This window comes from Pedobacter frigidisoli, from assembly GCF_032678525.1.
In the GTDB taxonomy this organism is placed as follows: domain Bacteria; phylum Bacteroidota; class Bacteroidia; order Sphingobacteriales; family Sphingobacteriaceae; genus Pedobacter; species Pedobacter frigidisoli_A.
Map to the genome: position 1 here is coordinate 43673 of NZ_JAVTSE010000005.1, position 26611 is coordinate 70283.

Below are 26611 nucleotides of genomic sequence, written 5' to 3' on the forward strand. Positions count from 1 at the left end.
AAACCAATATGAAATCAACAATTACAAAAGCGCTGGTAGCGCTGGCATTTACGGCTGCATTTAGTGCGTGTAAAAAAAGCAATGATGACGTTCCTGAAAATCCGGGCAACTATGTGCTTGCGGTTACTCCTGTAGCTTCGACAGGCGTTGCCGACTATCTGGTAACGGCAAGCAACCTTGAATCGGGATCAGTTTCGATTATCGGTAATGGTGTAGAACAAGATGGTACATACCGTTACTATGTAACTCTGGGCAATAAGTTTTTCAGTATGTTATACGGTCAGGGAAATCCTGGTGCTGTAACGGTTTATGGGGTTCAAAGTGGTAAACTGACCAAACTAAATGATTTTACAGCTGCCACTGTTCAGGCCTTTGCGCCTGTAAACAATGATATCCTGATGGTTAAGGTTCCCAGAACTTATGCTGCTACAGGGGCAACTTTGGCTAACTGGTATATTGTGAGTTCGGAAACGAACAAGCAAACCGCTGAGGGTACTTTAGATGCTGTTTTACCATCTGGTAATGGCGAAATTGCTCACTTTAGCTGGTTGACTCAGGTTGGCACGAAGGTGTTTGCGCCATTCTTCTCCATCACCGGCCGTACTTTTGAAACCGAATACCCTGACTATGCAGGTATTGCAGTTTATTCTTATCCTTCCATGACCTATGAAAAAACCATTAAGGATACCAGAACAAGCTTTATTGGCAGGTACTTTACAGATGGCTTAGGGGTGGTTGAAAATGGCGATACTTATGCGTTTTCATCATCTGTGGCTGTTAAAGGTGGTGTTTATACTTCTACGAAACCATCTGCAATTACCAAAATTAAATCGGGAACTACGGAGTTTGATCAAACTTACTACATGGATTTTGAAGCCGCTTCGAACGGTTATGTAATTACCAACTGGTTATATGTTGGTGCGAATAAATTTATTGCCAATGTTGAACCAAAGGCGACTAAAGGTGCTTATACCACAGGTAAAAGACTTGCAGTTGTGGACGTATCTGCTAAAACAGTAAACCTGGTAAGCGGCTTTCCTGATGCAGCAAGCGTTGCCAGCATTACAACTACTAATTATTCGCCAAAAGATGGAACAACAGGATACGTTGGGGTAAACTTAACTGATGGTACTACCTGGGTTTATAAGATAAATGCGTCAACACGCACAGCAACGAGAGGATTAAAAGTTGAAGGTGGATTAATCACAGCGATCCAGCATGTAAATTAATCAGCCTGGCTGACCACTACTTTGTAAGGTCTGTAGTGAGTTTGTACAGGAATTAAGAAAAGGATGTTCATTGATGATGGGCATCCTTTTTTTGTGGGAGGGATGCTGTCCTCTTGAGTTCGTTGGCCAGTTGACTCGAGGTTATCCCGGAACTAACCGCAGGTTGGTGTAGATTGGACGTAGAGAAAAGGTTGAGTTGAGGTAGACTTTAGGTGGACTGAAAAAAACGAAAGCCCGACTATCGTCGGGCTTTCGTTTTTTTGTGCGGAAAGCGAGGGATTCGAACCCCCGGACCTGTTACAGTCAACAGTTTTCAAGACTGCCGCATTCGACCACTCTGCCAGCTTTCCGGAGGCAAAAGTACGAACTCTGGTTAAATCTGCAAACTGCGGAGGTCTTTTTTTTATATTAAATTGATAATTACTTAACAATGAGGAGGAAAAAATTATTTCTTATGCAAATCATCCTCGATAGGAGCTGATTTTTTGAATAAATTGAAGGTAGGGCGGATAATCTTTACGCTTCTTTTACTCACATCTACGCTTGCATTCAGCTCAAAACCAATCAGCAGAATGAGGGAGTTGAGGTAAAGCCAGATCATAATCACGATTAAAGTACCTATGGATCCGTAAACTTTATTGTATGAAGCAAAGTGGTTAATGTAAAAAGAAAAGCCCCAGATGGTCACAAATGCCAAGAGGGTAGCTAACCAGGCACCGGCACTAAATAACTTCCATTTTTTGGTATGTGATGGCCCATAACGGTATAAAATGGAGATGGTGGTGAAATACAACACGGCCAGAATTGCCCAACGCGAAAACTGAATGATGTAAACCAGTAATCCTGCTTTGATGTGTAACTCATCCTTAATACTGGTTAGCAGTACCTCACCAATAGCCATGGCGCTGATGCACACGATGATAGAGAAGCAGATAACACAAGTAAGAATAAAGGCAATGAGGCGCTGCCTGAGCCAGCTCCGCGTTTCGATGATCAGGGACGACTTATTGAAAGCTTTCATTAGGTTTTTAACGCCATTGGTAGCAAAAAATATAGCTGATAAAAATCCGAAAGATAGTAATCCTGTATTCTGGTTTTTAACAATATCTTTTAGTGTTGTTTCAAAGGCTTCGTAGGCATTGCGGGGCAACACCAGCTGAATTAAGTTCAGCAGCTGATCCTGGAATCCATTGATCGGGATAAATGGGATGAGTGTAAAGAGGAAGATAATCCCTGGAAAAATGGCCAGCATAAAGCTGTACGCCAGTGAAGAGGATTTATTTACCAGGGTGTCTTTTCCTATTTCCCGAAAAAAGAAAGTGGCAACTGTATACAGTGGAAGCGGGCTAAATCCGGGTAATATACATCCTTTAGTCCATTCGATAAACCTCGAATAGAACTTAAGATGTAATAATTGCCGGTGTAACCATTCCATTGAATTAACTAAAAGTATTGACTAACATGCTCCATAAAACTTTTTGGCGGATGGCAAGGTCTTCTTGTTACCTTGTCTACGAAAACCAGTGTGGTTGAAGCGATATTAATCAACTCGTTTGATTCATTATATATCTCGTAATCGACCTTTAGCCGTACTGTCGGCAAACCTTTTACAATCGATTTTACTGTTAACACCTGATTATATAAAGCAGGCTTCAAAAACTTCGAGGTCATCTCGAGAATAGGGAGCATAACCCCTTCAGCTTCCATTGATTCGTAGGACATGCCTGAACAGGCTTCAAAGCATTCCGTTCGGGCAATTTCATAATATTGAGCGTAGTTACCGTGGTGTACTACACCCATTTGATCGGTTTCAGCATAGCGAACCCTCACTTTCGTTTCGTAAGTAAACATTATCTGAAGATATTTCTTTTATTTAAAGCTTCGCGATATTTCCTGGCGTTAATTTCATGTTGTGCTTTGGTTTCTGCGAAATTGTGGTATCCCGAAAAATCTTCTTTGGCACACATGTAAATATAATTGTTCTGATCACGGTTTAATACGGCATCGATGGCTTTGATGCTTGGCATCATGATCGGGCCCGGAGGCAAACCTGCATATTTGTAAGTATTGTAAAGCGATTGCACCTGAAGCAACTTACCGGTTACCCTTTTTACGGTGAAATCGTCATTGGCAAAAATTACAGTAGGATCTGCCTGCAATAAAATACCTTTGTTTAACCTGTTCAGATATAAACCGGCAATGATGGGCATTTCTTTATCATAAAGTGCTTCGGCATCTACTATGGATGCAAGGGTGTAGACCTGCGCCGGTGTCAGATTTAAACTGGCTGCCTTCTGTTTGCGCTCAGCAGTCCAGAAGGAATCATATTCCTTGTGCATACGTTCAAAGAATTCAACAGGCGAGATATTCCAGTACATTTCATAGGTGTTTGGAATAAACATCGCATAGATATTATCCTGATTGAAGCCATATTTACTGATGAGTGCAGTGGAGTCCAGCACCTGAATAAAGCTGAGGGAATCGGCTTCAAGATTGCTGGCCAGATAGGCTGCAAAGTTTTCTTTTTTACGGATATTTTGAAACTTCAGCTTAACGGGATCCTGATTACCTGCTTTAATCATATTGATCAGCGTTCTGTTCGTCATGCCATGTGTTAAGCGGTAGCGGCCCGGCTTTACATTATTTGCCAGGTTCATTTTTCCGGCCGCAGCCGTGAAGGCTGAAATGCTTTTTACGATGTCTTTTTGTTTCAGGTTAGCCACCAGCTGATCGTAACTGCTCCCGGTTTTAATATATAAATATTTCTGGTTCTCAGTAATGTTGGGGGCAAAGTACAGGCGGTACAGGTTCAATGCAAAGTAACCTGCTACCAGTATGATAATCAAGGCAACGGTTATGGAAACTTTTTTGCCAGTACTCATGTTCTTTTTTTCTGTATCAGTCATTTCTCTTTAACGGAAAGTTATGGTTGTTTATTAGATAAGGTAATGTTAATTTTTGTTCCGATGGCTACCTTGGTTAAAGAATCAGCAGGCATAGGATCTTGCCTGGTGATTACTGCATTTGCGCTGTCGGTGATGGCGCCTTCGTAGATGATATTGCCCAAAGTTAAATTGGAACCTTTCAAGCTGAATTTAGCTTCATCTACGGTTAAGCCCACCAGCTGTGGTACATCTACTTCTTCGTTACCTCTGCCATCACCCAGTACCAGATTAATTCTTGATCCTACAGGGATGATGTCTCCGGGTTGGATGGGTGCGCCGCCAAAAGAGGCTTCCAATACTACATCTCTGCTTACGTCGGGTTTGTAGGTGGTATCACCCAGTTTTAACCGGGAACTTTCAATAATGGCCTGTGCTTCCCTCAACGTTTTAAATGCAATATCAGGGAATTTGGTATTTGGTATTTTACCCGCATTGATGGTCAGGTAAATGGTTCTGTTATCTTTAACAAAAGTATTAGGATCAGGATCCTGATCAATCACAATGCCTGCAGGCTGGTCCATGATAAAAACAGAATCAACTTCATATTTTAAACCCGCCTCTTCCAGTTTCTGAACAGCCTGTTCAAAAGACAAACCTTTTACTGTTGGTACGTTTAGTCCCTGACCGTGTTTAGTATAATATCTCAGACTGAAAAATGCAATCAGCAAAAGGCCAATCACGGTTAATACTGCGGCTAATAGATTGCTTCTGAAAGACTTGGTTTTTAAATAATCTATAAATTTAGACATGAATGGTAAATGCTGGGGTTTATTCGTATAAAATCAAATGTACTTATTTAATTTTTCAATAGTCATCAATGAATGGATTGCGATTCAATAACCGCAAATACGATACCATCAATTTCTATTTCTGTTGCTCAAAATTAAATAAAGCACAAAGATATTTATATTTTTGAGGATATATTTACTTATCAATTTCTATTTATATAAAGGATTTTCATCATGAAAAAGACTATTGCATTGTTAACAGGCGGTACTACAGGCGAATGGGTAGTTTCGGTAAAAAGTGCGGCTACGATTGCGCAAAATATCGACTCCGACTTGTACGATGTCTATAAGATTATGCTCAATGATAAGGGCTGGTTTTACGAGCCTGCAGATTCGGTGAAGATAGCAGTTGATAAGAACGATTTTTCGATTACACTGGAAGGTCGCAAAATAAAGTTTGAAGGCGTTTTCATTGCCATCCACGGTGCTCCGGGTGAAGATGGTAAACTTCAGGGCTACTTTGATATGCTCAATATCCCTTATACTACCTGCGATGCGCTTACCTCGTCCATCACGATGAATAAAGGTTATACAAAAGCCATTGTGGATGGCATTCCAAATTTAAACGTTGCCAGATCGGTACAGATTTTTAAGGGGGGAGATTATTGTGTTAGCCAAATCAAAGCAGATTTAAAGTTACCTTATTTCGTAAAACCAAATAGTGGCGGCAGCAGTATCGGGATGACCAAAGTTAAACATGCCGACGACCTGGATGAAGCGATTGAAAAAGCATTCAAAGAAGATAATCAGATCTTAATAGAAGAATTTGTGAGCGGAAGGGAGTTTTCCATTGGTGTATTTAAGGCCAACGGAGAGATTACCGTTTTGCCAACCACCGAAGTAATTCCTTCGAATGAATTTTTCGATTTTGAGGCCAAATATACCCCGGGGGCAACTAAGGAAATTACACCCGGCGATATGAACGATGAGGAATACGCCAGGGTGCACCAGATTATTAAAGATATTTATGTTAAATTGAACTGCAGGGGTGTTGTCCGTGTAGACTATTTTCTGGAAGAAGGTACAGGTAAATTTTATTTTATCGAGATCAATACCATCCCTGGCCAAACGGCAACCAGTTTTATTCCGCAGCAGGTGGCTGCAATGGGCATTAGCCTGAAACAGTTTTATACGAACTTAATGAAAGAAACCTTAGGTTAAGGGTAAACGCAGTTATGGATATTCAGCACATCATCAATAAAGGCTTTATGCCTAAGGAATATCCAAAGGATGCGGTAATTTACGAGCCAGGCGCGCTTCCACGTTATGTGTATTTCATTAAGTCGGGTGAAGTGCGGATGGTTACGGTTAGTGAAGATGGCAAGGAGTTTATTCAGGGCATTTTTAAAACTGGCCAATACTTCGGTGAGCCTGCGCTGATTTTAAACCGCCGTTACCTGGCTTACACCATCGCAAGTAAAGATTCGGAGATTATTCGTGTGGACAGGGAACAGTTTTTCGGACTGATTGGAAATGAACCTAATTTCAGTCTGGAGCTGATCCACACGTTAAGCAACAGGTTGTTTTATAAATCGATGATGCTGGAGGAACTTGCCAGTGAAAAAGCTGAACACCGGCTGCTCACCATGATCAATTATCTATTGGCGGATATGAAACCGGGTGACCACTTGAAGGTTACGCGACAGGATCTGGCTGATATGACCGGACTGAGGGTTGAAACCGTAATCAGGGGCGTAAAATTGCTTGCAGAAAAAGGGAAGATCCAAACCATTAAAGGGAAAATAGTAAAACCTTAGTCTTTAAAATATTGTTCAAAACATGATATAGGTCATAATGCAGGGCATTTTAAAAACCTACATTTGTACTGTTAAACAACAGATCATGGCAGAGCTATCTAAATTTCAGGCTTTTATTCAGTGCAAATGTCCACGTTGCCGTAAAGGGGAAATCTTTTCGGGGAACGCATATTCTTTCAGACTTCAGAAAACGAATGTAAACTGTCCGCACTGCAACCTCAAATTTGAGCGGGAGCCCGGCTTTTTTTATGTTGCCATGTTTGTGAGTTACGCGATGAACGTGGCCGAAATCATTACTATAGGAGTGGCATCGTATGTACTGGGCCTGGATTTGGTTTATGAAAATCTGTGGTACTATGTGGGCTTAATTTTATTCGGTGTGCTGTTATGTTCGCCTTTTAATTACCGGTACTCGAGAGTGATTTTACTTCACTACCTTACCCCGGGACTTCATTTTATACCCGGAAGCGGAGATCAGGCAAAAGCCTGATTGCTCAGGAATTTGAAAATGATTGAATTACGTTAACCAGGGCTTTGACTTTTTCGGGCGATGTTAGCTCATACTGGTATTCATCATCGATGGTTCCCATTTTTGCCGACTCATTTCTGAAAACCATTTTACTGGCCACGAAAGTTTTGGCTGAAGCATGAAACTGAGTTGCACCCGTTTGCTGAATCAGTTCAGTGATATTGTTTTCATTGATTCCGGCACCGGGCATGATGCTGATTCTACCATTAGCTTGTGCGACCAACCTGGCTAAGGTTTCTGCGCCCTTGGATGCAGTGGTTTCTCCACCGGAGCTTAACACCCTTACAATCCCCAGATCAATCAGATCTTCAAGGGCTTTTTCCATGTTGTTGGTCATGTCAAACGCCCGGTGAAAAGCAACGGGGAGCGGCCTGGCCAGTTCTATTAATTCGGCTGTACGCACTTTATCAATGCTACCATCCGCATTCAATAAACCAGTGACTATTCCATCACAATTTAATGCCTTACAGTTCTTTACATCCTCTTTCATCAAGTTAAACTCAATATCAGAGTATAAAAAATCTCCTCCTCTGGGACGGATAATCGGCCAGATTTCGATATCTAGATTTCTCTTGGCCAGGGCAAGTTGACCATAACTTGGGGTGGTACCGCCTTCAGCGAGGTTATCGCAAAACTCCACACGGATAGCTCCGCCTTCCTGTGCAGCCAGCGCTGATTCATAGCCGTTTGCACATACTTCCAATGCCCAGACTGCCGTTGAATTTGATTGAAATTGATTCATTTGATCAGGTGGTAAGCCGCAGGTGAACAGGTCAATTCATGATTAATACTCATCACCTGCGGCAGGATATTTTAATAATAACTTTTTCCTTTAATTAACAGATCCTGTTTTTCGGCATTACAAACAGCATAGCTAAAGCCTTGCTGGATGGCATAAGCACCATACTCACCTTTTTTATTGATAGCCAGGAAGCCGACCTGAATATTTTTTGCTGTTTCTGGTTTCTTTTTAATGATCCGCATAACGGCTTCTTTACAAGCGGCTTCTGGAGTATATCCCTGACGCATGAGTTCAACTACAAGAAAGGAGCCTACGTTACGCACTACTTCTTCACCAACACCTGTTGACGTTGCGCCACCAACCTCGTTATCGACATATAAGCCGGCACCGATAATCGGGCTATCGCCAATTCTGCCATGAAGTTTATAGGCCATGCCACTGGTGGTACAAGCACCCGAAACATTTCCCTGGGCATCTATTGCCAGCATTCCAATGGTATCGTGATTGTATTGGTTCCCCGGTAGTTTCTGAGGGGCAGCTTTTTCGTACAGTTTATTTTCAATATTCATTACAGGCTCGTACTTTGCTGTTTTGAGCCATTCTTTCCATGCCTTTTCGCTTGAAGGGGTAAGCAGATTCTCTTTTTTGAAACCCTGTTCTAAAGCAAACTGAAGGGCACCATCACCTGCAAGCATGACGTGAGGTGTTTTTTCCATCACTTTGCGGGCTACAGATATCGGGTGTTTAATGTGTTCGAGGGCGAGTACGGCACCGCAATTGCCTTGTTCATCCATGATGCAGGCATCCAGGGTAACCTTTCCGTCGCGATCGGGCAGACCGCCGTAACCCACCGACTGGTTTTTTTCATCAGCTTCGGGTACCCAGACGCCTTGCTCTACGGCATCAAGGGCTTTTCCGCCTTTTGAAAGTACTTTCCATGCATCGGCATTGGCGGCAATACCAAAATCCCAGGTTGAAATGACAATGGGTAGATTGGCTTTGATTGCTGTTGATCTGGGAACGGCATCAGCGATACTGGTTTTGTCAATAGCTAGCAATCCTGCTGAAAGGGCAGAGGCCTTTATAAATTTGCGGCGGTTAAACATTGGTGTTATGATAGGGTTTGTTTGTTGTTTTCGGTTCAATAATTCAATACTTAGTTTGCTGAACTGGTTAATCGTTTAACTAGTCAGACCCATAATCGTTAGGCTAGTGAGTGGTTAATCGTTGATTTGATCAGAATTACTTAACTGATGGTAAAATGATCTGCATCTTTTAAGAAAGGAAACTGTCGCCTTACCTTTACCAATTCCTCATAATTAATACTAAAGGTATAGAGATCTTCATCTTCAGGTTTATAATAGACGGTACTTCCATAAGGATCGATACACATAGAATGGCCACTGTGGTATATCTGGTTGCCATCGTGCCCTACGCGGTTAACGCCAATTACGTAACTCTGGTTTTCGATTGCTCTTGCGGGAATCAGTGCTTTCCAGTGTGATGAACGCTTATCAGGCCAGCTGGCGATGAGCAAGAGAATATCATATTCCTCATTTTGATTTCGTAACCATACCGGGAAGCGCAAGTCGTAGCAAATTGCCAGTCTAATTTTCCAGCCTTTAAGGGTTACAATCAGTTTATCATGCCCTGCGCTAAAGTTCTCATCTTCTTCACCCATCCCAAATAAATGGTGCTTATCATATTTCTGATATTCACCATTTTGCTCCATCCAGATCATCCGATTATAGTATTGTCCGTTTTCCTTAATAATCAGGCTTCCGGTGACTACGCAATTGTACTGACGGGCTATTTTTTGCATCCATTGCATGGTAAAGCCACCCATCTCTTCGGCGAGAGTTTCGGCGTTCATGCTGAAGCCGCTGTTAAACATTTCAGGTAAAACAATCAGATCCGTTTTTTCACGCACGCCCATAGATAAACGAAGAGTGAGGTTTTGTAAATTCTTCTCGATGTTTTCCCAAAACAGGTAAGCCTGAAAAACAGTAACTTTCAGATTCTCTATTTGAGTGTAAAGAGGTGCTTCCATATGTTTATTTTAACGGGATGAGTTAAACATTCTTTAATTTTTCTGCCGCCTGCAGAAGGGTTGAGTTTTCTTTGGCGAAACAAAATCTTATAATTTTATGGTCGGTTGATTTCTGGTAAAATGCTGAAACCGGGATGGTGGCCACACCAAATTCTTTGATCAGCCTGATGCTGAAGTCTGTATCTTTTTCATCGCTGAAGTGCGCGTAACTTGCACTCTGAAAATAGGAACCATGGCAGGGCAATAGTTCAAAACGACTTGCGGCCAGCAATCCCCTAAAGTAATTTCGTTTCTCCTCAAAAAATGAAGTGATGCCTGTATAATTTTCCGGATCCTGAAGGTATTCGGCAATGGCTTGCTGCATGGGACTATTAACGCTGAAAACGTTAAATTGGTGTACTTTCCTAAATTCTTTGGTCAGTTTTTCGGGTGCAAGGCAATATCCGAGCTTCCAGCCAGTGGCGTGCAAAAGTTTTCCAAAAGAGGCAACGATGAAACTTCTCTCTCTCAATTCAGGATAAAGCATTACACTTTTGTGCTGCTGGCCATCATAAATCAGGTGTTCATACACTTCATCGCTCAGTATCAAAATGTCTGTTCCGCTAACAAGTTTGATCAGCGCCCGCATATCTTCATCAGATAATATGCTACCGGATGGGTTTTGCGGAGAATTCAGAATGATCATCCTGGTATTTGCCGTGAAAAGCTTCTTCACCATATCCCAATCGATACCATAAGCCGGTGGGGTAAGTTCGTAGGTTTTCACCAGACCTCCGAAAAGTCTTATGGTGGGTGCGTAACAATCGTAGGCAGGCTCGAATATAATGACCTCGTCTCCAGGGTTGATAATGGTGGCCAGGGCGGTAAAAATAGCCTGGGTGCCACCGGCAGTTACAGTTACTTCGGTATCGGGATTATAGGAGATACCATACATGTTGTGCACCTTTTGAGTGATAGTCTCCTTCAACAGGATATTACCCGGCATTGGTGCATATTGATTGAAACCGTCCTTCATGGCTTTGTGCACCAGCTCAGTCAATTTCGGATCGCTGGGGTAATCGGGAAAACCCTGTGATAGATTTATGGCTTTGTGTTCTGCCGCGAGTTTCGACATCACCGAGAAAATGGTGGTGCCTACACCAGGAAGTTTTGATTGTATGTTCAACATGTTATAAGCGAAAGTAGTAAAAAAAGAGAAAAGCGCGCAGGGAGTAGCGGTATTTTATCTACCTGAGTCATTTTAAAAAAGCGAAGATTAGCTTAAAATGACTATTGGGGGCAGAAACCATTAGAAAACGGAGCTAAAATGGCCTTACATTCCTTATATGATGCAGAATTTCTACCATGTAAGTAATGTAAGGAAATATAAGACCGTTTATTTAATCATTTTTACTGCTCTACTTACCAGAAACAGATTAATGACCAACAACAGCGGCGTCGGCTGAGGCTGCTACTTCGTTTTCGATAAATTTTCTGCCGATGAGGAAACACAATAAGGCGGTAAAGGCAGCAATAGTCATGACCAGGGGCATGGGTACTACAGAGTGTTCACTAAACAAACTGACTACCACAGAGGCCAAGGCACCTAAGCCCATTTGTGTAGCGCCCATTAAAGCTGATGCGCTACCGGCGTTTTTAGTGAACGGCGCCAGAGACAATGCTGCAGCATTTGGATTAATGAAACCTAAGCAACATAAAAACAGCGCGATAAAGCCAATGGTTGAATATAGGTCTAGCCAGTTATTTAAGGCAAAAACCAGAAAAATTAAACTGAAAGCGCATTGTGCCAATAGCGCCCAGGTTACAATCTGTTTACTGCTGAACCATTTCAAAATCATGCTGTTCAGCTGACTTGAACCGATAAATGCAACAGACAGCAGGGCAAAGATCCAGCCATAGCCCGTTTTACTTACCTCATATATCTTCATGAAAACCGTTGGCGATGAAGAAACATAGGCAAACAAACCAGAGAAGGTAATGGAGCTGATGAGTGCGTAAGTGGAAAACTGTGGCTCCTTTAAAACAGACAAAAAGCTATTGATGATCGGCCTGGGTTTTAAGGAGTAATTTGGATCGGGCTTGTAGCTTTCGGGAAGTTTAAATATGGAGGCCAGCAGAATAACAATGGCCATAAAGCCGAGAAATACGAATACATATTTCCAACCCAGGGCTGAGATAAGATATCCACCTGCAGTTGGCGCAAGCATCGGGGAAACGGCAATTACGAGCATAAGTGATGCAAAGACCTTTGGGCTATCTTCGACAGAGAAAAGGTCGCGAACCATAGCCACAGATGCAACGGCAGTAGCACAACTTCCGATGGCCTGCACAAACCTCAATATGATCAACTGGTTTACATCGGTAACGGCCAAACACAGAAAAGAGGCCACAATGTATAAGGCCAGTCCGAAATAAAGCGGCTTTTTCCTTCCGAATTTGTCTAACAGCGGTCCGTATAAGAGCTGACCAGCCGAGATACCGATAAAAAAGCTGGACAACGATAAGGCAACTGTAGATTCTGTACTTTTAAGGTCATTGGCAATATCGACAAATCCAGGCAGGTACATATCGATTGAAAAGGGACCGAGTGCTGCCAGTGAGCCTAATATAAGAATGAGGAAGAAGTGTTTTTTCTGAGCCATGTTTAATAGTTTTGAGCGGCGCAAAGATTGGGAGATTTAACTTCTTAACCTATTTTTATGGTTGAACGATTGTAAAAAGGTAAAGGCTTTTAAAAATTAACATTTAAAACCTGAGAATTGAAACGATTTATCTTTAGATTTATGGTCTATGACTTTTAAAACTAAAGAAAGCCGTTTACTTCTCATTCTGGGGAGTTTTTTTGTGGCCAATGCGATCTTATCAGAATTTATTGGTGTTAAATTATTCAGTGTCGAAGAAACCCTCGGTTTTAAAAAGTTCGACATCAACTTATTCGGCGTACCGAATCTTTCCTTTGTGATGTCTGCAGGTGTTTTAACCTGGCCAATCATTTTCATCATGACGGATATTATCAATGAGTATTTCGGGGTGAAACAGGTGAGGTTTCTGTCTATACTTACTTCAATCCTGATCGCCTTTGCTTTTATAGTGGTATGGGGATCAATGCATTTAAGTGCCGCAGATTTTTGGGTACACCAGAAAATAAATGGCGAAGACCTGAATATGAACAACGCATTTGCCGGCATTTTTGGTCAGGGGATGTGGATCATTGTTGGGTCGATTATAGCCTTTATTGTTGGGCAACTGGCGGATGTTTTAATTTTTCATAGGATAAAAAGGATAACAGGGGAGCGGGCTTTATGGTTACGGGCCACCGGTTCTACATTGGTATCTCAGCTTATTGATAGCTTTGTGGTTATATTTATTGCTTTCTATCTGAACCCGCAATATCATTACAGCTGGCAAATGGTGGCTGCTATAGGCCTGGTAAACTACACTTACAAATTTATAGTTGCCATCTTAATGACTCCGATCCTATATATTGTTCATGCCATAATTGATGGTTACCTGGGAAAAGATTTAGCCAGGAAACTGATGGATATGGCGGGCAGGGGTTAATATCTGTTTTTACTATATACGAGCGGAAATATCAGATATTTGGCAAAATACGATAACAGAATATTATTCTGATCAAGATTTTATATCACTATATTTCAACAACTTAAAAATATTGAGTTAAATGTTTGCAAGATGAAAATGATAGACCTTCTGCCAGTAGGCGTGAATTTTACAGAATAATATTTTGATTAGCCGTATTAAAACCTACAGATCAGACAGTTACCTTCCTATAAATCTAATATTGATGTCTGTTATAGGCAGCTGTGAAATCAGTCCTCATGACCTTAAAGCGTTCTATGACTGTGGCAATAAATTCCTCATCAAGAATCTCGAAAACATCATTCACACCTCCACCACTGAGATCCAGTTCGGCAAGTTTGAAGCTTTGTTCAAAAGTGCCTTGCTCAAATTTTACGATAAACTTCTGATTCATGGAGAAGATGGAAATTTTGCATTCAGGATGTGGAAGTTCGGCGATTACTCTCATGCTTTGTGATTATGTAATTATTGAATGAGTTAATTATTGATTTTGATTTAAGGATTGACCATTCAGGGTGCCAGTGCTTTCAACAATTGCAAAACGGGCGAATAGTTCTTCACTGTACCATTTACGGTCTCTGGTCAATTTGATCACATCGGAATGGTCGAATGATTGGTAGGCGTACTTCTTCATCGCTTCGGCGTTCTCCCAAATGGAAAAAGTAGCCTGGTCTAAAAATGGATTTTCACCTATACCTGCGGAGAGTACAAAACCATCAGCTTTACGCATGGCTTCAGCCGCCCTTTTGACATTACTTCTGAATTCTTTAACCTTACCGAAGTTAATCGCTGCACGGGTAATGACTGCAATCTGCCCGGATGGCTTTTGTTCATCTTTATCAAATATAAACGGCTGTTTTCCTGACCATTTACCATGAGAAGATAAAGGCTTTAGTAATATGGTAAATTCTTCTGTACCGAACCTGCGAAACCATTTAACGGGGAATGCCTGCTGGTAAAACTGATCGCAATCGTTGCGGTTAGCCCAGGTGGTTAGCAATGCCCAGTGTTTGAAATCGGGCCCGAGATCTACCTGTGCGTCCTTGCCACTACCCATAAGTTTCCAGAAAATACATTTAGGATTAAGCCATAGGGGCAGACGCAGCAACGCCATCCCTAAGAATGCAAAAAGTATATTATGACTTTTGAACCGGGTTATGGTTAATGCTACGATCATGCAGGGGTTTGAATAAGCGCTCAAAACTAAGCAAATTAAGCAGGATAGCAAACTGCCGGTTATTTCTTAACTTTGATGATTATGGCAGAAGATTTAATCATCAACAGAAATACAACAAAAGCGGCACAATACGAGTCGTTACTTCCGCAAATTGAGGGACTACTGGATGGCGAGACGGATTTTGTAGCCAACATGGCTAACGTTTGCGCTGCATTGAAGGAACAGTTCAACTGGTTTTGGGTAGGCTTTTATCTGATTAAAGGGGAAGAACTGGTACTAGGTCCGTTTCAGGGGCCTGTAGCCTGCACCAGGATCAGGAAGGGTAAGGGTGTCTGCGGCTCGTCATGGGAAGAAGCTAAAACCCTGATTGTTCCTGATGTTGATCAGTTCCCGGGACATATTGCCTGCGCATCGGCATCAAAATCTGAAATTGTGCTACCGCTCATAAAAGACAATGAGGTGATTGGCGTAATGGATGTAGACAGTGAGTTCCTGGGTCATTTTAACGATACAGACCAAACTTATTTAGAACAGGTTATATCCATTTTACTAAAGTAAAAAACTACATCGATTGAAACTTTCTGCAGATTATTATTTGAATGAGGACGCTGTAGGTGTAGCGCAGGATTTATTGGGTAAAGTGCTTTTTACGAATATTGATGGTCAGGTATCTGCCGGAGTTATTGTTGAAACAGAAGCTTATCTGGGAATCCGCGACAAAGCTTCACATGCCTACGGTGGCCGTAGAACTAACCGTACAGAAACCATGTATCAGAGAGGAGGAATAGCCTATGTATATCTTTGCTATGGATTGCATCACCTTTTCAATGTGATTACGTCGACTGAGGGCGATCCGCAGGCGGTTTTAATCAGGGCAATTGAGCCGCTGATTGGCAAGGAATTTATGGAGAAGCGCAGGAACATGCCTGCAACCAAAGCAGCAATATCTTCAGGACCAGGATCTGCTGCTAAAGCACTGGGCATCGACAGGAGCTTTAACAATAAAGACTTATCAGGAGGCGAGGTTTGGATTGAAGATCATCAGATAAAATTCGGGAAAGAGGCAATTGCCGCGACACCTCGCGTAGGTATTGCATACGCCAAAGAGCACGCCTTATTGCCCTGGAGGTTTTTTGTGGTAGGGAATAAATATGTAAGCAAGCCGAATAAAGTTTAGAAGCAAACATTTCTTATTTACTCGTGTTATTCATTCAAATACCTAAAAAAAATGAAAAACGAGAAAAATATATCTATTTTAAAAGAGATGGCTGAGGGTGTCCGCACCTGCATGTTCACGACGTTTTCTGCAAAAGATGAATTTGGAAGCAGACCAATGGGCACAGCAAAAATTGAGGACGATGGCAGCATATGGTTCTATACCAACGAATATTCGCCGAAATCAAAGGAAATTTCTAAAGACAATAACGTACTGCTAGCCTATAGCGAACCCTCAAAGAATACCTACCTTACCGTAAAAGGAAAGGCAGAACTGGTTGACGATAAGGTGCGGAAGGAAGCATATTTCTCATCATTTATTAAAGCATGGTTCCCTGATGGTATTGAAGATCCCAGGTTGATCCTTATTAAAGTAACCCCGGATGAAGCAGAGTATTGGGATGCATCATCATCTAAAATAGTAGTATTATTCAGTATATTGAAAGCAGTTGTAACTGGTGACACTCCGGATTTAGGAAAGCACGAAACGATGAAGTTTTAAACAAAATACACCCTTTGAAAAGCAGGATTGGCGACAATACCTGCTTTTTTTGTATTATTGGGGCAATGAATTTAGAAAACAATCTGGCTTTCGCCAGAAGCCTGGATCAGGCTGACGAATTAAGCGTATTCAGGGATCAGTTTATCTTCCCGAAACATAATGGTAAAGATTTTATTTATCTGTGTGGTAATTCTTTAGGACTTCAACCTAAAGTTTCAAAAGAAGTTTTAGTAAAGCAACTTGACAATTGGGCAAACTATGCTGTAGAAGGTTGGTTTGAGGGCGACGAGCCCTGGATATTTTACCATAAAGCACTGAAAAAACTGATGGCGCCGATTGTGGGTGCATCACCTGCAGAGGTGTGCCCAATGAATACCCTGACGGTAAATTTGCACCTGCTGATGGTGAGCTTTTATCGTCCGCTACAAAAACGTTTCAAAATTATTATGGAAGGTGGTGCCTTCCCGTCTGACCAATACGCGATCGAAAGTCAGGTTAGGTTCCACGGATTTGACCCGAAAGAAGCGATCATAGAGGTTTTTCCGCGTGCGGGCGAGGAAACATTACGAACCGACGACATCATTGCGCAAATCGAAGCAAATGGGAATGAGATTGCGCTGGTACTTTTCGGGGGAATAAATTACTACACCGGGCAATGGTATGATATGGAAACCATTACCAGAGCGGGTCATTCGGTTGGTGCAATAGTAGGCTGGGACCTTGCGCATGCTGCAGGAAATGTGCCGGTTAAACTTCATGACTGGGATGTGGATTTCGCCTGCTGGTGTTCATACAAATATCAGAACTCAGGTCCGGGTGGCATCAGCGGGATATTTGTTCATGAAAAGCACTTTGGTAATACGAAACTCAACCGATTTGCAGGTTGGTGGGGATATCAGGAAAATACGCGGTTTAAAATGACCAAAGGTTTTATTCCGGAAGCAGGGGCCGATGGCTGGCAGGTGAGCTGTACCCAGGTGATGCCAATGGCGCTTTATCATTCATCGCTGCAAATTTTTGAACAGGCAGGTTTTATAGAACCCCTCAGAAACAAAAGCATTGCTTTAACCCGATACCTGGAATTCATTATAGAACAGGTAAATAAAAGGATTGAAACGGAGCAGTACAAAATCATTACGCCACGCGATAGTGAGGCCCGGGGCGCACAGCTTTCCATCATTGCAAAAGACAAAGGGAAACAGATTTTTGACGGCCTTATTGAAAACCATATCCTGGGAGACTGGAGGGAGCCGGATGTGATTCGTTTAAGTCCGATACCCTTATACAATTCTTTTGAGGATATTTACCTGACGGGAGAGGCGCTGCTTGCGGTGACCAAAAAAGTCTTAAACCTTCAATAATACCTATGATTAATTATAACCCGAAAGACTGGTTTACCTTTATCTTCCACATCCATAAGGCTGATACCTTCAGGAAACTGTGGCCGCTGATGCTGAGTGTTGCGGCATTTTCGGGGGTGATTTCATTTCTGGAGCTTCATGTTTTTAAATTATCCAAAAGTGACTACGTAAGCAATATTGGCATGATGCACAGCCTGCTTGGCTTTGTGATTTCGATGCTACTGGTATTTAGGACCAATACTTCCTATGACCGGTGGTGGGACGGGCGCAAGCTTTTAGGTGCACTAACCAATGTGAGCAGGAATTTTGCGATGAAAATCAAGGCGCTGAAACTTCCTGAAGAGGATACGCGCTTTTTTGAATATGGTATACCCAAATATGCTTTTGCTTTGAAGGAACACCTGCGTGAAAAGAAGTATTTTGGGAAGAATAGTTTTCTGATTGAGGTGACTGAAGGGAAACATATCCCAAACCAGATTGCGAGCAGCATGATCTCGAGGCTTTACGATTTGACGGCTGCAGGGCGCATTTCGCAGGAACAGCTCATTGTGCTGACTGCCGACGTGAACCAGTTTACGGATATATGTGGTGGTTGCGAAAGAATTAAGAATACACCAATCCCTTTTTCTTACAGTGCATTTATCAAGAAATTTATTTTTGTTTATGTACTTACGATTCCTATCGGATGGGTGTTTAGCCTAGGTTACTACCTGGTATTGATTGTCCCTTTTATCCTCTATGTATTAGCCAGTTTGGAGCTGATAGCTGAAGAAATAGAAGATCCGTTTGGATACGATGCCAATGACCTGCCGGCGGACACCATTTGCAACAATATTGAGAAACACGTGGAGGAGATTTTGAGTTAATGATTAAGATTGCCTGGCATCCTATTTATGCGCATCCGCTTCCCGAGGGGCATCGGTTTCCGATGTTAAAGTACGAGCTCATTCCTGAACAATTGCTGCATGAGGGAACGATATCGCATGCAAACTTGTTTCAGCCGGGATATGTTGATGAGGCAACCATCCTGTTGACTCATGAAAAAAACTATTGGGAGCAATTACGCGATTTAACATTATCACCAAAAGAGCAGCGCAGAACCGGCTTTCCCTTGAGCGCCCAACTGGTGGAAAGGGAGCTGATGATTGCACAGGGAACGATTGAGGGCGCGAGGTATGCTATGGAAGCCGGAATTGCTTTTAATGTTGCAGGTGGTACCCACCATGCCGGCAGTAACTGGGGGGAGGGATTTTGTTTGCTCAACGACCAGGCGATTGCAGCTAACTACCTGCTGAATAAAAAATTAGCCAAAAGAATCTTAATTATTGATTTAGATGTACACCAGGGAAACGGTACTGCGGAAATCTTTACTAAAGAACCCTGTGTTTTCACGTTTTCGGTACATGGCGACAAAAACTTTCCGTTTAGAAAAGAGGTTTCGAATCTTGATGTTCCGCTGGATGATGGTGTTGAGGATGAGGAATACCTCTCTGTTATGGAAAGTAATTTAAAAAAAGCATTTGAGCGATCAAAACCGGATTTTGTCTTCTATCTTTCCGGAGTTGATGTGCTGGCCACGGATAAGCTGGGCAAGCTCTCTCTAAGCCGGAGCGGCTGTAAGGAGCGGGACCGGATTGTACTACAGCGCTGTAAAGCGAAGGGGCTACCCGTGCAAATCAGTATGGGTGGTGGTTATTCGAAAGAGATCAAAGATATTGTGGATGCGCACTGCAATACGTACCGTGTGGCTTTTGATTTATTTGAATAGGCTTGATGCCCAAAATATCGTTATCTTCGCGGCATGTTGGAAATCGTTTATCAGGATGAGCATTTAATCGCTATTAATAAACCACACGGGTTATTGGTGCATAAATCTTCAATTGCAAAAGATGCTACTGAATTTGCGCTTCAAATGCTGCGTGATCAGGTTGGGAGGCATGTTAATCCCACTCATCGCATAGACCGGAAAACGAGCGGGATTTTATTGTTTGCATTTGATAAAGATACCGAAATTGCTATGCAGCAGCAATTTATGAATACACAAACTAACAAGAAATATCTTGCGATACTCCGGGGTTTCGCACCTGATGCAATGGAGATTGATCATCCGCTGGCAAAAGAAAATGGCAGCATGCAGGATGCGTTTACGGCATTTAGAACTTTACAGCGGGCTGAGCTTGATGTTCCTATGGGTAAACATCCCACATCCAGATATTCGCTTGTAGAGGCCAATCCTAAAACCGGAAGAATGCACCAGCTGAGAAGGCATTTCAGTCATATTTTCCACCCGATTATTGGCGACAGAACTCATGGTTGCAACAAACAAAACAAATTGTTTCTGGAAAAGTGGGATATGACAACGATGTTGCTTCATGCCTCAGAGCTGAGTTTCCTTCATCCAAAAACAAGGGAGCAGATCCATATAAAAGCTGATCTCCATGACGAATTTAAAAGGGTAATGGATTTCATGAAAATGAAATTCTAGCACAATTTTTCTCCCGAAATGCTGTTTATAAAACATCTATGAATAAATACTTACGTTTCGCTATTCCGGTATTAGCGCTTTTTGCTTCAGGCTGTTCATCCGTTTACATGCCCAACGTTCCCAATACACCTATGCTGAGCAAGCAGGGAGAATTTAGTGGTGGCGGACATATTTCATTAAAGGGAAATGCCAGTATAAACGGGGCTTATGCGATTTCTGATCACATCGGCATACTTGCGAGTGGTTCTACGATGCAGAGTGAGCGCAGAAGTAAGGATTTTAGTCACAAACTGATCGAAATCGGGGGTGGCTACTTTGACACCTTTGGTCCGGACAATAACAGAATCATTGAAATTTATGGTGGGGTGGGAAAAGGATGGAGTGATATCACTAACCGGGATTTTAAGAATGATGTGCTGGTATATTCTGAACGCCAGGAAGTGGATTACCGCAAATCATTCCTTCAGGTAAACTATAGTTCGAAGCGTAAAAACAATTTGCATTTGTTCGGCACGGATTTCCCGATCAACTATGGAACGGCTTTAAGGATCAGCCATGTGAAGATGGACAGGTTTTTCCTGAATGGAATTGTACAACCGAAGGAAGACAACATTTTCTTTGAACCGATTTTTTTTACCAGAATGGGCCTCAGCAAAAACATTCAGCTGCAATACACCACGAGCAGTAATATAGGCCTTAAAAACAGGGATTATATGAGTGCTGGTAATTCAATTTTTACGATTGGTATAGTAGTTAATGTTGGGGGGAAATAACAGCGTTATCGTTAAGCATTTTGGTTTTGTTCTGAAATCTCAGAAACAGGAGTACGGAGGCGGTTAAGAGCCCGAGTGTTAAGCCATACCAGATTCCGTTTACACCCAATCCAAATTTCAGCCCCAACAGATAACCTACCGGGATACCTACTACCCAATAAGCGAGAAAAGTAATCATTGTAGGGACGTTTACATCTCCAATACCCCGTAGCACACCTAAACCCACAACCTGGGTTCCATCGAAAAGCTGAAAGAAACCTGCGATGATGAGTAGTTGTGCTGCGATTTTCACGACACTCAAATCTTCAGTGTAGATGAATGGTAAATACAGATGGGCCAAAACAAATATGACGGCTGTGCAGCTCATAAAGACCAGGATGACATGATAACTTGCAATTGCTGACTTCCGCAGATCGGCGAAGTTTTTCTTTCCGAAGTTGTTTCCGGTTTTAATAGTGGCCGCTGAGGCTACTCCGCTCGCAATCATATAAGTCATTGCAGCGAGGCTGATGGCAATTTGATGCGCTGCCTGCTCCACAGCACCGATTGTACCAATTAATACGGCAGCGCCACTAAAAGCACTGATTTCAAAAGAATACTGCATCGCTACAGGAGCACCGATTTTAATGATTTGCATTGCCCTCAATTTATCAATGAAGGTAATTTTAAAACTGATAAGGTATTTTTTGAAATGTTTTGACCTTAACACATAAACGGCCATTACCGTTGCCATTAAAAGTCTGTCAATTAGCGTGCTCAGCCCTACACCGCTCACGCCCATAGGTTTGATGCCAAACATTCCTTTTACAAATACGATTCCGAGGATGATATTGATTGCATTGCCCCAGATAGATACGAACATGGCCTGTTTGGTGAAGCCTAATCCCTCTGCGAACTGCTTAAAAGTTTGAAAAACCAATAAAGGAATAATGGAAACAGAGAGCAGGCCCAGATAAGGTTTCGCATAGGTAACCACAGCAGGTGTCTGGCCTAAATGATCTATCACTAGCAGTACGCCGAAATGAACGAGCAGGTACAGGATAATTCCGACAAACACATTTATGATAAGGCTGTTGGAGAGGAGTCTGCCGCATTCATCATCATTTTGCCGGCCATGTTCCTGGGCAATAAGTGGTGTTAAGCCATAGGAGATGCCTAATCCAATTACCATAATCAGTATGAAGATACTGTTTACCAGGGATACTGCCGCAAGCTGAGTGGTATCGGTAAAGTGGCCCACGATAACGCTATCAGCCATATGCACCAGGGTGTGCCCCACTTGTGAGCCGACAATTGGTAAGGCTAAATGTAGATTTTCTTTGTAATAAGGTTTATATCTGGAGTAGAGTTTTTCTAACATAAGCCTGCAAAGGTCGGTTTTTTAACTATCAAAAAAGACAGGCTCCTGTAAGTAAATTGTAAGCTGATTTATTTTACAGCGGTGAAATACTCTTCTTTCTCTGTGGTGTGGGTTTTGATCACATTGGTTAGAATCAGGTTGACAAGAATTTTCTGGGCTTTCCTGTAAGATGAACGAAGTAGTTTACTAAACTCTTTTAGTGTAATTTGCTGATTCTTATCCAGGTACTCCAGCAGTTTTTTTTCATTATCAGAATAAGAAATGAGTACTCCCTTATCTTTGTGGTCATTTTTGAGCACCTCGACTATAATTTTACTGGCAAGGACACTTTTATCATCTATGCGGATGTAAGCCCACCATTTCTTTTGATCATCGAGGGCGTAATGTGGTTTTGTATCACTTTCAGGGATATTGACAACCAGTACGAGTTTATCATCCACATAAATTTCTTCAAAGGATGGCTCTATTGCAGGCTTACAACACTGATGTGCGGCCGTTAGGATCATATACTTTTCTTCTTCTTCGGATTTGACCCCTTTTATTGATCCATCATCAGCCACACCAATGAGCAATTTACCTCCCTGATTGTTGGAGAAGGCGACCAAACTCTTCGCAATTTTTTCGGTGTTGGTGATTGTTTTTTTAAAATCCAGTCTCACACCTTCGCCCTGGAGAATCAAACTTTTAATACTCGGCATAATTACAAATTAATAAGCAACCCTTGGCTCTTCGCCCTGGTGAAGGTTCCTGACATAAACTTCATTCATAACAGTGGCACAAAGCTCACCTTTTTTATTCGTGATTTCCATTGGATAAGCTTTTACAAACTTCCCTACAGTTTTCAATGCTCCTTCAGCTTCAGCGATCATTTCGTCGGTAAGGTGAATGGTAAAATAAAGGTTTGAGCGGCCAGGTTTAAGGTACTGAATAGAGGCACTTTTAAGCCATACCCTAACTTTGAAACCCCTGCGCTGCATAAGCTGATCGAATAAAAGGGCGTAAAATGGATCGGTAGCAGCATAAATGGTTCCGCCAAAAATAGAGCCATTATAGTTTTTATTTAAAAAGCTTTTACTAAGCTTTACCGTACAGCTTCTAAAATCATCATCAAATTTCTGTACCCAAATGCGCTGAAAGAATAATGGCGGATAGAAACGCATTACCCATTTGAGTGTGTTCTGAGAAATCATCATACTTACTAATATCAGAAAGTTTTATCACCTTTTAAAGTTTTATGGCTGATGTTTCTGTCATATTTTATGATAAACTTTTGGTCGCAATTTTATTACGCAATCGACAAAAAATTAAAACCAAATGACACTTAGGTTGTTAAGCATTACAGATAACAATAAAAACTATGAAAAAAATAATTTTAAGTCTTGCTTTTGCTGGTACTTTAATGATTGCCACATCAGCATGCAATTCGTCTAAAAATATGGCTGGTTCATCAGACAGTACAATGACGGATTCGACCACTACAACGCCGATGGATACGACAAAAACAACTACGCCACCTGACACGTCGAAGACGATGCCACCAGATACGACAAAGAAAATGCCTCCAATGTAGGAAATATGAAAACCACTCCAAACCAGGAGTGGTTTTTTATTTTAATAATCTATTTTAAATATTTGCGCTAATTCGTACTTTCAGCGGTTAAACCAAGTATTTAAATGAATTCCAAAACCACCAGCCGAAACGTTGTCTTCTTAGTTATTGTAGCCGCTTTGGGTTACTTTGTAGATATCTATGACCTCGTATTATTTTCTGTAGTCAGACTAAAAAGTTTTGCAGATATTGGTGTTTCTCCGGAACAGATGCGAACAGACGGAGAGTATGTAATTAACATGCAGATGTTTGGCCTTTTATTAGGCGGACTATTGTGGGGCATTATCGGTGATAAATTCGGCCGTATCAAAGTACTTTTTGGTTCTATTTTGATGTACTCGCTGGCAAATATTGCTAATGGGTTTGCTACTGATGTACATACTTATGCGATAATCCGGTTTATCGCTGGTATTGGCCTTGCGGGCGAGCTGGGTGCTGGTATTACGCTGGTAACGGAAACCATGGACAAAGAAAAAAGGGGGTACGGTACGATGGTTGTGGCAGGAATAGGCTTGCTTGGCGCGGCAGCTGCAGCAACGATAGGCAAGCATTTCACCTGGCAAACTTCCTACTTTGTTGGGGGTGGAATGGGATTGCTGCTGCTCCTTTTACGTGTAGGGACTTTTGAATCGGGTATGTTCAAACATGCTGAGCAGAGTAAAGACGTTTCAAAAGGTAATTTCTTTATGCTTTTTTCCGACCGTAAAAGATTCTTGAAGTATCTGGCCTGTATTTGCCTGGGTTTACCACTTTGGTTTATCGTGGGTATATTGGTTACTCAAAGCCCTGAAATAGGCAAAGCATTGGGTGCGAAAGATGTTTTGAATGCCGGCACGGGGATTATGTACACTTATTTTGGGATTGCTGTTGGCGATGTTGTTTGCGGTTTCCTTGCCCAATTACTGAAATCACGTAAAAAGACCGTTTTAATCTTCCAGACGCTGTCGGTGTTAACCGTTGTATTATACCTTACCAGTAAAGACCTTACTGAAAGCAGCTTTATTTTAATTTGTTTAGTGATGGGCTTCGCCGTTGGCTATTGGGCCACCTTTGTAACTATTGCTGCCGAGCAGTTTGGGACTAATATACGTTCAACAGTTACCACAACCGCTCCGAACTTCGTTCGTGGCGCATTAATTCCAATTACGCTGCTGTTTGAATTCTTCGTTCATCAGTACAATATTGTTACTGCCGGCTTTATTTTAATGGCTATTGTGACTATTATAGCCATGATTTCTGTAGTTTCTTTAAAAGAGAGCTTTAATAAGGATTTGAATTATCTTGAGGAGTAGATTTTGATGATTTAACCAGTAGATACAGTATTGATTTGTCTTTTTGGAGGTAATTACTCCTATGTCAACTAAATGTACTATCTAAATATAAATGAAATTTGCTTGTAGAATAGCTTTAAATTTGTTTCAGATAGAAGATTCGCGATGTTTAAAGAAGAAGTTGCAGCACGTTACAGGCAAATTCAGGATGAAATTTGCAGAGGATTAGAAATTGCCGACGGCAAGGGAAAGTTTGAGGAAGAATTATGGGAACGCGCAGGTGGGGGAGGCGGACGGACCCGGATTATGCAAAATGGGTCGGTTATTGAAAAAGGTGGTGTAAATTTTTCAGCCGTTTATGGAAAATTACCTGAAGCGGTTAAAAAAGCTTTTAACGTAACTGAGGATGATTTTTTTGCGACCGGGGTATCGATAGTGATCCATCCAAACCATCCTTTAGTGCCAATCATTCACATGAATATCCGGTATTTTGAGTTAAACGATGAAACGCGCTGGTTTGGCGGTGGCATCGACTTAACGCCACATTATGTTTTCGAAAATGATGCACGTTTTTTCCATCACAAATTAAAGAATGCCTGTGATGAGTTTAATCCGGATTTCTATCCAAAATTTAAGCAACATGCTGATGATTATTTTTACATCAAACACCGTGAGGAAACCCGGGGCATTGGCGGTATTTTTTACGACCGCTTGAAGCCCGAGCAAACGAATTTATCATGGGATGAAATTCTGGATTTCTCCATCAATATCGGAGAAACATTTTTACCCGTTTACACTGAGCTGATTGATCGAAACCGTGATAAATCGTTCACTGAGGTTCAAAAAGACTGGCAATATCAACGCCGAAGCCGTTATGTAGAATTTAATCTGGTATATGATTCGGGAACTAAATTTGGGCTTGAAACCAATGGCCGGATTGAATCTATTTTGATGAGTTTGCCGCCACAGGCTAATTGGGGTTATAATGTTCAACCGGAAGCCGGATCAGCAGAATATCAAACTTTACAACTGCTTAAAAAAGGTATTAACTGGATTTAAGCTAATATTTAGCATAATTATTTAAGGCCGGTTAACAATATGTTAGCCGGCCTTTTGTTTATCCTTGTTGAAAGTACCCCTATTTCTCCGGTATTAGTAATAGCTTATAATTAACATTATGTTAAGTTGTTGATGTAGACATCCACTCTATCCGGCCGG

At 41.8% G+C, this 26611-nt stretch carries 30 protein-coding genes and 1 tRNA gene; 16 read left to right on the forward strand and 15 right to left on the reverse strand.

Features of this window, described 5'->3' with window-relative positions; all coding sequences use genetic code 11:
* The first annotated feature begins 8 nt into the window (after nt 1–8).
* Nucleotides 9–1229, forward strand: a complete 1221-nt coding sequence (locus R2Q80_RS14765; protein ID WP_316800327.1) for a DUF4374 domain-containing protein — start codon at nt 9–11, stop codon at nt 1227–1229.
* Between the two features lie 265 nt (nt 1230–1494).
* Here R2Q80_RS14765 and R2Q80_RS14770 read toward each other — a convergent pair.
* The 5 genes from R2Q80_RS14770 to R2Q80_RS14790 form a co-directional block, all read right to left on the reverse strand.
* Nucleotides 1495–1579: transfer RNA gene (locus R2Q80_RS14770), tRNA-Ser, on the reverse strand.
* Between the two features lie 95 nt (nt 1580–1674).
* Nucleotides 1675–2664 (reverse strand): YihY/virulence factor BrkB family protein, encoded by a 990-nt coding sequence (locus R2Q80_RS14775; RefSeq protein ID WP_047800474.1) that lies wholly within the window; start codon nt 2662–2664, stop codon nt 1675–1677.
* An 8-nt stretch (nt 2665–2672) separates the two neighbouring features.
* Nucleotides 2673–3080, reverse strand: a complete 408-nt coding sequence (locus R2Q80_RS14780) for a thioesterase family protein (protein WP_316800328.1) — start codon at nt 3078–3080, stop codon at nt 2673–2675.
* Nucleotides 3080–4135 carry an endolytic transglycosylase MltG gene (mltG, locus tag R2Q80_RS14785; protein ID WP_316800329.1) on the reverse strand — a complete coding sequence of 352 codons (1056 nt, stop codon included), beginning with the start codon at nt 4133–4135 and terminating at the stop codon, nt 3080–3082. Before mltG ends, R2Q80_RS14780 begins: the two co-directional genes overlap by 1 nt.
* Before the next feature lie 17 nt (nt 4136–4152).
* The gene (locus R2Q80_RS14790) at nt 4153–4923 is read right to left on the reverse strand and encodes a PASTA domain-containing protein (RefSeq protein WP_316800330.1); all 771 of its coding nucleotides are present in this window, start codon (nt 4921–4923) and stop codon (nt 4153–4155) included.
* Between the two features lie 213 nt (nt 4924–5136).
* On the opposite strand from R2Q80_RS14790, the gene R2Q80_RS14795 reads away from it, so the two are divergent.
* The 3 genes from R2Q80_RS14795 to R2Q80_RS14805 all read left to right on the forward strand — a co-directional run bounded on the left by R2Q80_RS14795 (nt 5137) and on the right by R2Q80_RS14805 (nt 7209).
* Nucleotides 5137–6123 carry a D-alanine--D-alanine ligase gene (locus R2Q80_RS14795; RefSeq protein WP_316800331.1) on the forward strand — a complete coding sequence of 329 codons (987 nt, stop codon included), beginning with the start codon at nt 5137–5139 and terminating at the stop codon, nt 6121–6123.
* Nucleotides 6124–6137: 14 nt separating this feature from the next.
* Complete coding sequence (locus R2Q80_RS14800; RefSeq protein WP_316800332.1) at nt 6138–6719, forward strand: Crp/Fnr family transcriptional regulator; 582 nt, start codon at nt 6138–6140, stop codon at nt 6717–6719.
* A gap of 85 nt (nt 6720–6804) precedes the next feature.
* On the forward strand, nt 6805–7209 hold the full coding sequence (locus R2Q80_RS14805; protein ID WP_316800333.1) for a DUF983 domain-containing protein: 405 nt from the start codon (nt 6805–6807) through the stop codon (nt 7207–7209).
* 4 nt (nt 7210–7213) lie between these two features.
* Here R2Q80_RS14805 and R2Q80_RS14810 read toward each other — a convergent pair whose 3' ends face one another.
* The 5 genes from R2Q80_RS14810 to R2Q80_RS14830 all read right to left on the reverse strand — a co-directional run bounded on the left by R2Q80_RS14810 (nt 7214) and on the right by R2Q80_RS14830 (nt 12682).
* Nucleotides 7214–7990: a copper homeostasis protein CutC gene (locus R2Q80_RS14810; protein ID WP_316800334.1), complete on the reverse strand. Its 777-nt coding sequence runs from the start codon at nt 7988–7990 to the stop codon at nt 7214–7216.
* Nucleotides 7991–8061: 71 nt separating this feature from the next.
* Nucleotides 8062–9096, reverse strand: coding sequence for a N(4)-(beta-N-acetylglucosaminyl)-L-asparaginase (locus R2Q80_RS14815; RefSeq protein ID WP_316800335.1), 1035 nt, complete (start codon nt 9094–9096; stop codon nt 8062–8064).
* A 140-nt stretch (nt 9097–9236) separates the two neighbouring features.
* A complete protein-coding gene (locus tag R2Q80_RS14820) occupies nt 9237–10040 on the reverse strand; it encodes a nitrilase family protein (protein WP_316800336.1) in 804 nt (267 codons plus the stop codon).
* A gap of 22 nt (nt 10041–10062) precedes the next feature.
* A complete protein-coding gene (locus R2Q80_RS14825; protein WP_316800337.1) occupies nt 10063–11208 on the reverse strand; it encodes a methionine aminotransferase in 1146 nt (381 codons plus the stop codon).
* A gap of 247 nt (nt 11209–11455) precedes the next feature.
* On the reverse strand, nt 11456–12682 hold the full coding sequence (locus R2Q80_RS14830; RefSeq protein WP_316800338.1) for a multidrug effflux MFS transporter: 1227 nt from the start codon (nt 12680–12682) through the stop codon (nt 11456–11458).
* Between the two features lie 148 nt (nt 12683–12830).
* Here R2Q80_RS14830 and R2Q80_RS14835 point away from each other — a divergent pair, with 148 nt between their 5' ends.
* Nucleotides 12831–13601, forward strand: a complete 771-nt coding sequence (locus tag R2Q80_RS14835; protein ID WP_316800339.1) for a queuosine precursor transporter — start codon at nt 12831–12833, stop codon at nt 13599–13601.
* Nucleotides 13602–13836: 235 nt separating this feature from the next.
* On the opposite strand, the gene R2Q80_RS14840 is transcribed toward R2Q80_RS14835, so the two are convergent.
* Together R2Q80_RS14840 and R2Q80_RS14845 are read right to left on the reverse strand one after the other, a co-directional pair.
* Nucleotides 13837–14088 carry a hypothetical protein gene (locus tag R2Q80_RS14840; protein WP_316800340.1) on the reverse strand — a complete coding sequence of 84 codons (252 nt, stop codon included), beginning with the start codon at nt 14086–14088 and terminating at the stop codon, nt 13837–13839.
* Nucleotides 14089–14121: 33 nt separating this feature from the next.
* Entirely contained in the window at nt 14122–14817 is a 696-nt protein-coding gene (locus tag R2Q80_RS14845; RefSeq protein ID WP_316800341.1) for a DUF3291 domain-containing protein, read from the reverse strand.
* 81 nt (nt 14818–14898) lie between these two features.
* Here R2Q80_RS14845 and R2Q80_RS14850 point away from each other — a divergent pair, with 81 nt between their 5' ends.
* The 8 genes from R2Q80_RS14850 to R2Q80_RS14885 all read left to right on the forward strand — a co-directional run bounded on the left by R2Q80_RS14850 (nt 14899) and on the right by R2Q80_RS14885 (nt 21153).
* A complete protein-coding gene (locus R2Q80_RS14850; RefSeq protein ID WP_316800342.1) occupies nt 14899–15375 on the forward strand; it encodes a GAF domain-containing protein in 477 nt (158 codons plus the stop codon).
* 13 nt (nt 15376–15388) lie between these two features.
* On the forward strand, nt 15389–15994 hold the full coding sequence (locus R2Q80_RS14855) for a DNA-3-methyladenine glycosylase (protein WP_316800343.1): 606 nt from the start codon (nt 15389–15391) through the stop codon (nt 15992–15994).
* 51 nt (nt 15995–16045) lie between these two features.
* Nucleotides 16046–16534, forward strand: a complete 489-nt coding sequence (locus R2Q80_RS14860; RefSeq protein WP_316800344.1) for a pyridoxamine 5'-phosphate oxidase family protein — start codon at nt 16046–16048, stop codon at nt 16532–16534.
* 65 nt (nt 16535–16599) lie between these two features.
* A complete protein-coding gene (gene kynU / locus R2Q80_RS14865; protein WP_316800345.1) occupies nt 16600–17895 on the forward strand; it encodes a kynureninase in 1296 nt (431 codons plus the stop codon).
* Nucleotides 17896–17900: 5 nt separating this feature from the next.
* The gene (locus tag R2Q80_RS14870; protein ID WP_316800346.1) at nt 17901–18761 is read left to right on the forward strand and encodes a bestrophin family protein; all 861 of its coding nucleotides are present in this window, start codon (nt 17901–17903) and stop codon (nt 18759–18761) included.
* A complete protein-coding gene (locus R2Q80_RS14875) occupies nt 18761–19663 on the forward strand; it encodes a histone deacetylase (RefSeq protein WP_316800347.1) in 903 nt (300 codons plus the stop codon). Before R2Q80_RS14870 ends, R2Q80_RS14875 begins: the two co-directional genes overlap by 1 nt.
* Before the next feature lie 33 nt (nt 19664–19696).
* Nucleotides 19697–20380: a pseudouridine synthase gene (locus R2Q80_RS14880; RefSeq protein WP_316800348.1), complete on the forward strand. Its 684-nt coding sequence runs from the start codon at nt 19697–19699 to the stop codon at nt 20378–20380.
* Nucleotides 20381–20418: 38 nt separating this feature from the next.
* Nucleotides 20419–21153 carry a hypothetical protein gene (locus R2Q80_RS14885; protein WP_316800349.1) on the forward strand — a complete coding sequence of 245 codons (735 nt, stop codon included), beginning with the start codon at nt 20419–20421 and terminating at the stop codon, nt 21151–21153.
* Here R2Q80_RS14885 and R2Q80_RS14890 read toward each other — a convergent pair.
* From R2Q80_RS14890 to R2Q80_RS14900, 3 genes are all read right to left on the reverse strand, one after another.
* The gene (locus tag R2Q80_RS14890) at nt 21134–22513 is read right to left on the reverse strand and encodes an MATE family efflux transporter (RefSeq protein ID WP_316800350.1); all 1380 of its coding nucleotides are present in this window, start codon (nt 22511–22513) and stop codon (nt 21134–21136) included. The genes R2Q80_RS14885 and R2Q80_RS14890 overlap by 20 nt on opposite strands.
* 68 nt (nt 22514–22581) lie before the next feature.
* Entirely contained in the window at nt 22582–23211 is a 630-nt protein-coding gene (locus R2Q80_RS14895) for an ATP-binding protein (RefSeq protein ID WP_316800351.1), read from the reverse strand.
* Between the two features lie 9 nt (nt 23212–23220).
* Nucleotides 23221–23706: a DUF4442 domain-containing protein gene (locus tag R2Q80_RS14900; RefSeq protein WP_316800352.1), complete on the reverse strand. Its 486-nt coding sequence runs from the start codon at nt 23704–23706 to the stop codon at nt 23221–23223.
* 206 nt (nt 23707–23912) lie between these two features.
* On the opposite strand from R2Q80_RS14900, the gene R2Q80_RS14905 reads away from it, so the two are divergent.
* The 3 genes from R2Q80_RS14905 to hemF all read left to right on the forward strand — a co-directional run bounded on the left by R2Q80_RS14905 (nt 23913) and on the right by hemF (nt 26452).
* Nucleotides 23913–24083 carry a coproporphyrinogen III oxidase gene (locus R2Q80_RS14905; protein WP_316800353.1) on the forward strand — a complete coding sequence of 57 codons (171 nt, stop codon included), beginning with the start codon at nt 23913–23915 and terminating at the stop codon, nt 24081–24083.
* A gap of 104 nt (nt 24084–24187) precedes the next feature.
* Nucleotides 24188–25414 carry an MFS transporter gene (locus tag R2Q80_RS14910; protein WP_316800354.1) on the forward strand — a complete coding sequence of 409 codons (1227 nt, stop codon included), beginning with the start codon at nt 24188–24190 and terminating at the stop codon, nt 25412–25414.
* A 144-nt stretch (nt 25415–25558) separates the two neighbouring features.
* On the forward strand, nt 25559–26452 hold the full coding sequence (gene hemF, locus R2Q80_RS14915; RefSeq protein ID WP_316800355.1) for an oxygen-dependent coproporphyrinogen oxidase: 894 nt from the start codon (nt 25559–25561) through the stop codon (nt 26450–26452).
* The last annotated feature ends 159 nt before the right edge of the window (nt 26453–26611 follow it).

Coding starts and splice junctions, on each gene's coding strand:
- R2Q80_RS14870 (WP_316800346.1), top strand. CDS start 17,901: ATGATTAATTATAACCCGAAAGACTGGTTTACCTTTATCTTCCACATC.
- R2Q80_RS14765 (WP_316800327.1), top strand. CDS start 9: ATGAAATCAACAATTACAAAAGCGCTGGTAGCGCTGGCATTTACGGCT.
- R2Q80_RS14905 (WP_316800353.1), top strand. CDS start 23,913: ATGATTGCCACATCAGCATGCAATTCGTCTAAAAATATGGCTGGTTCA.
- R2Q80_RS14875 (WP_316800347.1), top strand. CDS start 18,761: ATGATTAAGATTGCCTGGCATCCTATTTATGCGCATCCGCTTCCCGAG.
- R2Q80_RS14780 (WP_316800328.1), bottom strand. CDS start 3,080: ATGTTTACTTACGAAACGAAAGTGAGGGTTCGCTATGCTGAAACCGAT.
- R2Q80_RS14885 (WP_316800349.1), top strand. CDS start 20,419: ATGAATAAATACTTACGTTTCGCTATTCCGGTATTAGCGCTTTTTGCT.
- R2Q80_RS14895 (WP_316800351.1), bottom strand. CDS start 23,211: ATGCCGAGTATTAAAAGTTTGATTCTCCAGGGCGAAGGTGTGAGACTG.
- R2Q80_RS14800 (WP_316800332.1), top strand. CDS start 6,138: ATGGATATTCAGCACATCATCAATAAAGGCTTTATGCCTAAGGAATAT.
- R2Q80_RS14790 (WP_316800330.1), bottom strand. CDS start 4,923: ATGTCTAAATTTATAGATTATTTAAAAACCAAGTCTTTCAGAAGCAAT.
- R2Q80_RS14890 (WP_316800350.1), bottom strand. CDS start 22,513: ATGTTAGAAAAACTCTACTCCAGATATAAACCTTATTACAAAGAAAAT.
- R2Q80_RS14795 (WP_316800331.1), top strand. CDS start 5,137: ATGAAAAAGACTATTGCATTGTTAACAGGCGGTACTACAGGCGAATGG.
- R2Q80_RS14775 (WP_047800474.1), bottom strand. CDS start 2,664: ATGGAATGGTTACACCGGCAATTATTACATCTTAAGTTCTATTCGAGG.
- R2Q80_RS14805 (WP_316800333.1), top strand. CDS start 6,805: ATGGCAGAGCTATCTAAATTTCAGGCTTTTATTCAGTGCAAATGTCCA.
- mltG (WP_316800329.1), bottom strand. CDS start 4,135: ATGACTGATACAGAAAAAAAGAACATGAGTACTGGCAAAAAAGTTTCC.
- R2Q80_RS14900 (WP_316800352.1), bottom strand. CDS start 23,706: ATGATGATTTCTCAGAACACACTCAAATGGGTAATGCGTTTCTATCCG.
- hemF (WP_316800355.1), top strand. CDS start 25,559: ATGTTTAAAGAAGAAGTTGCAGCACGTTACAGGCAAATTCAGGATGAA.
- R2Q80_RS14810 (WP_316800334.1), bottom strand. CDS start 7,990: ATGAATCAATTTCAATCAAATTCAACGGCAGTCTGGGCATTGGAAGTA.
- R2Q80_RS14880 (WP_316800348.1), top strand. CDS start 19,697: ATGTTGGAAATCGTTTATCAGGATGAGCATTTAATCGCTATTAATAAA.
- R2Q80_RS14840 (WP_316800340.1), bottom strand. CDS start 14,088: ATGAGAGTAATCGCCGAACTTCCACATCCTGAATGCAAAATTTCCATC.
- kynU (WP_316800345.1), top strand. CDS start 16,600: ATGAATTTAGAAAACAATCTGGCTTTCGCCAGAAGCCTGGATCAGGCT.
- R2Q80_RS14850 (WP_316800342.1), top strand. CDS start 14,899: ATGGCAGAAGATTTAATCATCAACAGAAATACAACAAAAGCGGCACAA.
- R2Q80_RS14825 (WP_316800337.1), bottom strand. CDS start 11,208: ATGTTGAACATACAATCAAAACTTCCTGGTGTAGGCACCACCATTTTC.
- R2Q80_RS14830 (WP_316800338.1), bottom strand. CDS start 12,682: ATGGCTCAGAAAAAACACTTCTTCCTCATTCTTATATTAGGCTCACTG.
- R2Q80_RS14910 (WP_316800354.1), top strand. CDS start 24,188: ATGAATTCCAAAACCACCAGCCGAAACGTTGTCTTCTTAGTTATTGTA.
- R2Q80_RS14835 (WP_316800339.1), top strand. CDS start 12,831: ATGACTTTTAAAACTAAAGAAAGCCGTTTACTTCTCATTCTGGGGAGT.
- R2Q80_RS14820 (WP_316800336.1), bottom strand. CDS start 10,040: ATGGAAGCACCTCTTTACACTCAAATAGAGAATCTGAAAGTTACTGTT.
- R2Q80_RS14845 (WP_316800341.1), bottom strand. CDS start 14,817: ATGATCGTAGCATTAACCATAACCCGGTTCAAAAGTCATAATATACTT.
- R2Q80_RS14860 (WP_316800344.1), top strand. CDS start 16,046: ATGAAAAACGAGAAAAATATATCTATTTTAAAAGAGATGGCTGAGGGT.
- R2Q80_RS14815 (WP_316800335.1), bottom strand. CDS start 9,096: ATGTTTAACCGCCGCAAATTTATAAAGGCCTCTGCCCTTTCAGCAGGA.